We start from the raw sequence: 7,070 nt of genomic DNA, 5'->3' as shown, positions 1-7,070 counted from the left end.
GCATGTTGACGGAGACCGCCTGCAGGCCGCCGAGATCGGCCGCGCCGGAGCGCTGCGCCGGGGTTTCCGGCAGGCCCAACGGGCGGAACTGGGTAGCGTCGCTGTCGCCGCCATTTGCGGGGGCCGGGCTGGCGGATAGCGCGTCCAGCGCCTGGATCAGCGCGGCGGCATCGGGGTAGCGATCGGCCGGGTCCTTGGCCAGCAGGCGCGACAGAATCGGCTGGTAGCGGCCCTGGGCAATCGGCAGCTCAGGCAGCGGCTGAGTCAGGTGGGCCAGCGCGGTGGACAACGAGTCGGCGCCGACATAGGGCAGCTGGCCGGTGAGAATCTCGTAGAGCACCACGCCCAGCGCATAGAGGTCGGCGCGGCCGTCGACCTGCTGGCCGCGCGCCTGCTCCGGGCTCATGTAGCTGGGCGTGCCGACGGCGAAGCCGGCCTGGGTGAACTGGGTGCGATCTTCCAGCGACTTGGCGATGCCGAAGTCCGACAGCACCGCGGTACCGTCGGCGCGAAACAGGATGTTGGCCGGCTTGACGTCGCGGTGCACCAGGCCCTGGGCATGGGCATAGCCGAGCGCCGAGGCGATCTGGCGCAGGTACTGGATGCCTTGCTCGGCGCTCAGCCCGGCGGCGATGCGCTCCTTCAGCGTGCCATTGGGCAGGTACTCCATGGCCATGTAGTAATGGCTGCCGACGTTGCCGATGTCGTGGATGGTCACAGTATTGGGGTGGGACAGCCGCGCCAGGGTCTTGCCCTCGCGCAGGAAGCGCTCGCAGAAGCTGGGGTCGGCGGCCAGCGCCGCGGCCATCACCTTGAGCGCCACCTTGCGCTCCAGCGAGCGCTGGGTCGCCAGGTAGACCACGGCCATGGCGCCGTCGCCCAGCTCGCGCTCGATCTCGTACCCGGGGATGTCGATATCCATGAATTACTGCGTCCTTCAATAGGCTTTGACGACAATGGCGGTGATGTTGTCCGGCGCGCCGCGGGTCAGGCCCAGGTGCACCAGGCTGCGCACCATCTCGTAGGGGGCGACGTGGCCGAGCACCTCCTGCAGCTCGTGTTCCTCCACGGTGCGGGTCAGGCCGTCGCTGCACAGCAGGAAGCAGTCGCCGGGCAGCACCTCGAGCTGCACCTCGGCCAGTTCCAGGCGCTCCTGGGCGCCGACGGCGCGGGTGACGATATTGCCCATGGGGTGTTCGCGCGCCTCGGCCTCGCTGAGCAGGCTGCTGTCGATCAGTTCCTGCACGTAGCTGTGGTCGTGGCTGATGGCCTGCAGCGCGCCGTCGCGCAGGCGGTACAGGCGGCTGTCGCCGGCCCACAGGCAGGCGGCCTGGCTGCCGCGGGCGACCAGCAGCACCAGGGTGCTGCCCATCATGCTCACGCCGCGGCGCCGGGCCTCCTCGCGCACCGCCTGGTTGACCTCGTCGAGGCTGTCGCGCAGCGCCTGCACGTAGTCATCGAGCCGCTGCGCCGGCGCCACCCGGCGCAGGCTGTCGACGATCAGGCTGCTGACGAAATCGCCGGCGGCGTGGCCGCCCATGCCGTCGGCCACCGCCCACAGGCCGACCTCCTGGGCGTCCAGGCAGGCGTCCTCGTTGACCTGGCGGACCATGCCGACATGGCTGTGGCTGGCGGACTGGTACTGCTCCACTGCGGCTGCGCTCATCATCGGCCCTCGCTCTGCAACTGCGCGGCCAGGCCGGGCGCAGGCGAGACGTCCGCCCCCAGCAGCAGGCCGCTGAACGCCTGCGCGGCCGGCATCCCGGCGCAGCACAGCAGGCCGGCGGCGACATGCTCCGAGCCGCGCCCCCACCACAGACTGGCGCCTTCGCAGGTGAGCTGGGCCAGCACGGCCAGGCGCTCGCCCGGGCTGGCCACGCAGAAATGCATCTGCCGAAACCCCGGCGTGCGCGGCATGCGCCGGCCGTAGGACGGCGTGTCGAGGGCGGCCACAGCCGCCTCGAAGGCCTCGAACTCGCTGCCCTCTTCCAGCGTCGCCAGCAGCAGGTTCTCGACCTGCTCGTACCAGGCGTCCGGGCCGCCGAGCAGCGAACCCAGGTCGGCATCGGCGTCCAGCAGGCAGGCGACGGTCAGCGGGAAGTAGCGGCCGACCCGGTCGACGCTGGGCATCATCACCCCGGTGACCGCCTCGTTGCCGATCAGGCCCGGGGCCAGGGCGAAGCGCCACAGCGGGCTGACCAGGTAGGCATCCAGCCAGGCCGGGCCCAGCTCCTGCTGGCTGGTGGCGATACCGCTGGCCAGCCAGGCGTCCCAGGGCTCGATAAAGCTGCTCGGCAGGCCGCGGTGAAGAAAGTCGCCGCGACTGGCCAGCTTGCCGTAAAAGCCCGCCGTCATAGCCGCTCCGGCAGGCTGAAGCCGGTCAGCACGCGGCTCTTGAACGGGTTGAAGGCGCTGCTGGCGCGCAGTTCGCAGGCCACGCTGGCGTTGTCCACGCGCAGGCGCAGGGTGAAACGGTCCGGCGAGGCGCCCGGGGTCAGGTCGGACTGTTCCAGCAGGCGGAACCAGGCCCAGGGCCCGTCCAGGGTCAGGCCGGAGCGGCCGGCGCTGGTCGGCGGGGTGATCGACAGGCGCACCACGCCCAGGCTGTTGGGGCTCGGCCACTGCATGGCCACCGGCCGGCTGGGGCCGTGGTCGTAGGTCATCTGCTGGCCGTCCAGATCGAGGATGAACTGGCTGATCGCCGCGTCCATGGCCACCGGCTTGAGCTCGAAACGCACGGTGGGCTGCACGCCGCCGGAGCGGAAGAAGGCATCGCGGATCGCCGCCGCGCGCTGGAAGGTTTGCAGCACGCCGCCGCCTATGCCCAAGCGCTCGGCCGCCCCCGGCTGCCAGCGCCAGGTGGTCGCCGAGGTGTCGACGTAGGGCTGCAGGTATTTGCGGAAGTAGCTGTCCATCACCCCGCCGACGCCGAAGAAGTTGCCGAAATCCTCCAGGGTGGCGTCGCGCGTGCTGCCGCTGTCCAGCGGGTAGCGGCCGGCCAGCGACTGGCGGTAGACGTTGACCACCTCGGCCACCCAGGCCGCGTTGAGCTGGCTGCGGATACCACCCATCATGCTGTTGGTGGTGGCGTTGACCACCGAGTTGACCAGGTTCTGCACCAGCGGCGGCTGGCGTTCGCCGGCCAGCTTGACCCGCTGCGCCGAGGCCACCGCCTGGTTCTTCGCCTCGCCCAGCAGGGCATCACCGCTGGCGCCGCTCATGGCGCTGAGCTGCACGTAGAGCTCGTTGAACTGGGCCAGCAGGTCGTCGATGGGCGCGCTGTTGCTGCCCTCGGGCTTGCGCACCAGGCTGTTCAGCTCGTTGAAACGGGCGGTGATCGGATCCACCTGCGGCGCGGCCTGTGCCTGGTTCTGCGGCGTCTGCCCGACCAGCGAGCCGAGCTGCTGCTTGAGCTTGTCCACCGTGCCGTCGGCGGCCTTGAGCTTGTCGGCGAGCAGGCGGTCTTCCTGCTGCAGGTCGGTCTCCCGCGCCACCGCCTCGAGCAGTTGCTTGAGCGGCGAATTGGGCCCGGACAGCACGCGCATCACGTCGGCGGCCTGGGCCACGCTGGTGATGGCGACGAAATCGACATCGCCGAGCAGGCTTTCCCACTGGCCGAGAAAGTCCTGGAAGTACAGGTTGCGCACCTCAAGGGCCAGGCTGGCGGCGTCCTGGTTGTCGCTCAGCGGCCGGCCCAATACCCACTGCTCCTCGGCCAGTGCGCCGGACTGGCTGAGGCTGGCGACCATGAACACCTGGCGATAGCCGCGGTAGGTGTAGAAGCCGCTGAGCGGATCGTTCAGCGGCTTGCCGCTCTTGCGGGTGAACACCAGGGCCGCGTCGCGCCCGGCCGCTTCGCTGATACGAAAATCCGCCAGGCCGTCGGGCAGCGGTTGCCGCTTGACCCGGTTGTACACCCGCTGCGCCACCGACATCTGCTGCAGCTGACGGCGCAGGTCCTCGATCAGGTTCTCGTCCAGGCGCGCCGGTGGCGGCTTGCGCGCGAACAGCGCATCGAGGTGCTCAGCGAGCGCCAGGCGCTGTTCGGGGGCCAGGTCGCGCGGCAGGCTCTGGTCCCAGTCCAGGTTGATCCAGGCCTTGATGAAGTCCGCGTCGTACTGCTCGGCGCTGGCCAGCATCAGGTAGGCCTTGAGCCCTTCGTAGAGGAAGTCGGAACTGCCGCCGCTGCGCAGCTGTTCCTCGATGCGGGTCAGCAGCCGCGGCGCCATCACCGCGATCAGCAGCTTGCGGTAGACGCTGCTGGCCTCGGCGCCGAGCATGTCGCCCTGGTACAGGCCGAAGCCCTCGGCCCAGGACGGCGGATTGTCTGCCACGTGGCGAATGGCGTTGAGCAGCGGCAGCACCGCCAGTACCTCGCGCTGCGCCGGGCTCAGGGCCTCCAGCTGGCCCTTGAGCGGCGCCACGCGGGCGTCGACCTCGGCGATATAGGCCTGGTTGGCGTTGTAGCTGGCCAGCCAGACGCCGGCGACCGCGACGAACAGCAGTACCGAGGCGGCCAGGGCGCCACGGGTGATCCACTTGCGCCGACGCTCCACCTTGGGGTTGGCGCCGACCAGCCCACGCTCGCCGAAGGCCACCTCGCGGAACAGCCGCTCGATGAAGTAGCTGCGCCCGGTGCCGGTCTGCCGCGCCAGCTGCTGACGATCCAGGTTCATGCTCTGCGCCATGGCGCCGATCAGGCGGTCGATGGGGCTGCCTTCCTGGGTGCCGCTGGTGAAATAGACGCCGCGCAGCAGCACCCGCTCTTCATAGGGATTGGGTTTGAACACGCCGTCGAGGAAGCTCGCGAGGTTGTCGCGCAGCGCGGCGAACTGCTGCGGGAAGCCGTAGATCAGGTCGCGCCGGTTGGGGTCGCGCTCCTGCTGCAGGCGCTCGACCAGGCGCTGGGTCAGGCGCTCCTCCAGGGCGGCGAACTCCTGCCTGAGGCCGGCCAAGGGCCCTTCCCCGCTCTTGCCGTCGTCCAGGGCGAAGGTACAGCCCCAGACCTGGCCGCGCTCCTCCTTGCTGAGGCCGTCGAAGAACTCCATGAAGCCCGGCACCAGGTCGAACTTGGTCAGCATCACGTAGATCGGGAAACGCACACCGAGCTGGGCATACAGCTCCTGTACGCGCGCCTTGATGGCGCGGGCATGGGCGGCGCGCTCGCTCTCGCTACCGAGCAGCAGGTCGGACAGGCTGATGGCGATAAAGGCGCCGTCGATGGGGCGGCGCTTGCGCTGGTTCTTCAGCAGGTCGAGAAAGCCCAGCCAGGCAGCCTTGTCCACCTCGGCGTGGCTGTCCTGGGTGGTGTAGCGGCCGGCGGTGTCCAGCAGCACCGCCTCGTCGGTGAACCACCAATCGCAGTTGCGCGTGCCGCCGACGCCGCGGATGGCGCCGCCGCCCATGTGCTCGGCCAGTGGGAAGTTGAGCCCGGAATTGACCAGCGCGGTGGTCTTGCCCGAACCGGGCGGGCCGATGATCACGTACCAGGGCAGCTCATAGAGGTTGCGCCGCTCCTGGCCGCCGAGCTTGGCCTTCTTCAGCAGCTGCAGGGCTTCGTCCATGCGCTGCTTGAGGGTCGCCAGCTCCTCGGCGGTGGCCACGCTGGCGGCATCCGGCGCCACCGCCACCAGCCCCTGCATGACCTTGGCGGCGTTGCGCCGGGCCTGGATCAGGCGCAGGACGCGAAAGCCGATCCAGGTCAGGAACAGTAGCGCGATGAGGATCCAGCGCACCGTCGCCGAGGCCAGCGGCTCGTAGCTGCCGATGGCGATCAGCGGGCCGACGAACCAGATCACCAGGCTCAGGGCGAGCAGGCCGAGCAGCGGCACCAGCCAGCGCACGCAGAAATTGAAGAAGGCCTTCACAGGTTGCCCTCCGCGAATACGGTGATCTCCACCCGGCGATTGCGCGCACGGCCGGCGGCGGTCTCGTTGGAGGCCACCGGCTCGGTGTCGCTGCGCCCTTCGGCGGTGAAGCGCTCGGGCTGGCCGCTGCGCGCGGCCAGCACATCCATGACCTGCTGCGCGCGGTCCTGCGACAGCTTCCAGTTGGAGGGATAACGCAGGGTGGCGATGGGCCGGTCGTCGCTGTGGCCGGTGACCAGCACGTTGCCCTTGACCTGACGGATGGCCTCGGCGATGCGCAGCAACAGCGGCTGCAGGGCGTCGGAAATGCTGGCGCTGCCGGAGGCGAACAGCTCGTCGCCGCGGATGGTCACCACCGAGCGATCCACCGCGTCCTCCACGGCGACGCGCTGGGCGCGGATGTCCTCTTCGAGAAATCGCGCCAGGCGCGGGCGCTCGATCAGCTTGGGCTGCAGCGGCGGGCGATCGATGGTCTGCACCGGGATCTCGCCCAGGGCATGGATGTTGCGAAACACCGGCTCGGCGTCGCTGGCCAGCTTCAGGCGCAAGCCGAACAGCAAGAGCAGCAGCAGCGCCAGGCAGATGGCCGCGCCGACCCAGGGTGGGACGAACTGCGACAGCCGATCGCGCACCGCGCTGACCCCGCGCCAACGCGGCGACAGCTCGCGCTCGAACTCGCCGCGCACACTGCGGATGGTCGCCGCGGTGCGCTCGCGCAGGGCTTCGAGCTGGCTGCGGCCGTCGTTCATCACCCGGTAGCGGCCCTCGAAACCCAGGCACAGGCACAGATACAGCAGCTCGAGAAGGTTCAGCTTCTGCCGGGCGTTTTGCAGGCAATGCTCGAGCAGCTGGAACACCTTCTCGCCGCCCCAGGCCTCGTTGTGCAGGGTGATCAGCAGGCTCTGCTTGCCCCAGTCGCTGCCGCTGCCCCAGGGCGTGCTGAGCACCGCTTCGTCCAGCGCGGTACAGAGCACGTAGCGGCTGAGCATCACCTCGTCCTGCGGCACGCCGGCGCCCTTGGCCTGTTCCTCGAACTGGCGCAGATAGGCCAGCAGCTGCGCGCGCAGGCTGGCCGGCATCGGGTGGGAAATGGTGTTGCGCAGCCGCGTCAGCAACGCCAGCAGCGGTGCCGCCGCGCGCTCCAGCGGGTTGAGGCCCTGGGCCAGGCTGCTGGGCAAGGGCGCGCCAGGCATGGCCGGGGCT

5 protein-coding genes are annotated in these 7,070 nt (G+C 69.8%); all 5 read right to left on the bottom strand.

Features of this window, described 5'->3' with window-relative positions; all coding sequences use genetic code 11:
* A partial coding sequence (locus N878_RS09525) for a serine/threonine-protein kinase (protein WP_031302953.1) occupies nucleotides 1-922 on the bottom strand: 922 nt, incomplete at its 3' end.
* A gap of 15 nt (nucleotides 923-937) precedes the next feature.
* Nucleotides 938-1,666: a PP2C family serine/threonine-protein phosphatase gene (locus tag N878_RS09520; RefSeq protein WP_021443435.1), complete on the bottom strand. Its 729-nt coding sequence runs from the start codon at nucleotides 1,664-1,666 to the stop codon at nucleotides 938-940.
* Nucleotides 1,666-2,355, bottom strand: a complete 690-nt coding sequence (tagF, locus tag N878_RS09515; protein ID WP_021443434.1) for a type VI secretion system-associated protein TagF — start codon at nucleotides 2,353-2,355, stop codon at nucleotides 1,666-1,668. Before tagF ends, N878_RS09520 begins: the two co-directional genes overlap by 1 nt.
* Nucleotides 2,352-5,867 carry a type VI secretion system membrane subunit TssM gene (gene tssM, locus N878_RS09510; RefSeq protein ID WP_021443433.1) on the bottom strand — a complete coding sequence of 1,172 codons (3,516 nt, stop codon included), beginning with the start codon at nucleotides 5,865-5,867 and terminating at the stop codon, nucleotides 2,352-2,354. Before tssM ends, tagF begins: the two co-directional genes overlap by 4 nt.
* On the bottom strand, nucleotides 5,864-7,070 hold a 1,207-nt coding region (locus N878_RS09505; protein ID WP_021443432.1), incomplete at its 5' end, for a DotU family type VI secretion system protein. The genes tssM and N878_RS09505, both read right to left, overlap by 4 nt.

It is taken from the genome of Pseudomonas sp. EGD-AK9, assembly GCF_000465935.2.
Classification (GTDB): Bacteria; Pseudomonadota; Gammaproteobacteria; order Pseudomonadales; family Pseudomonadaceae; genus Aquipseudomonas.
This window is presented reverse-complemented; position numbering and strand designations above follow the sequence as displayed.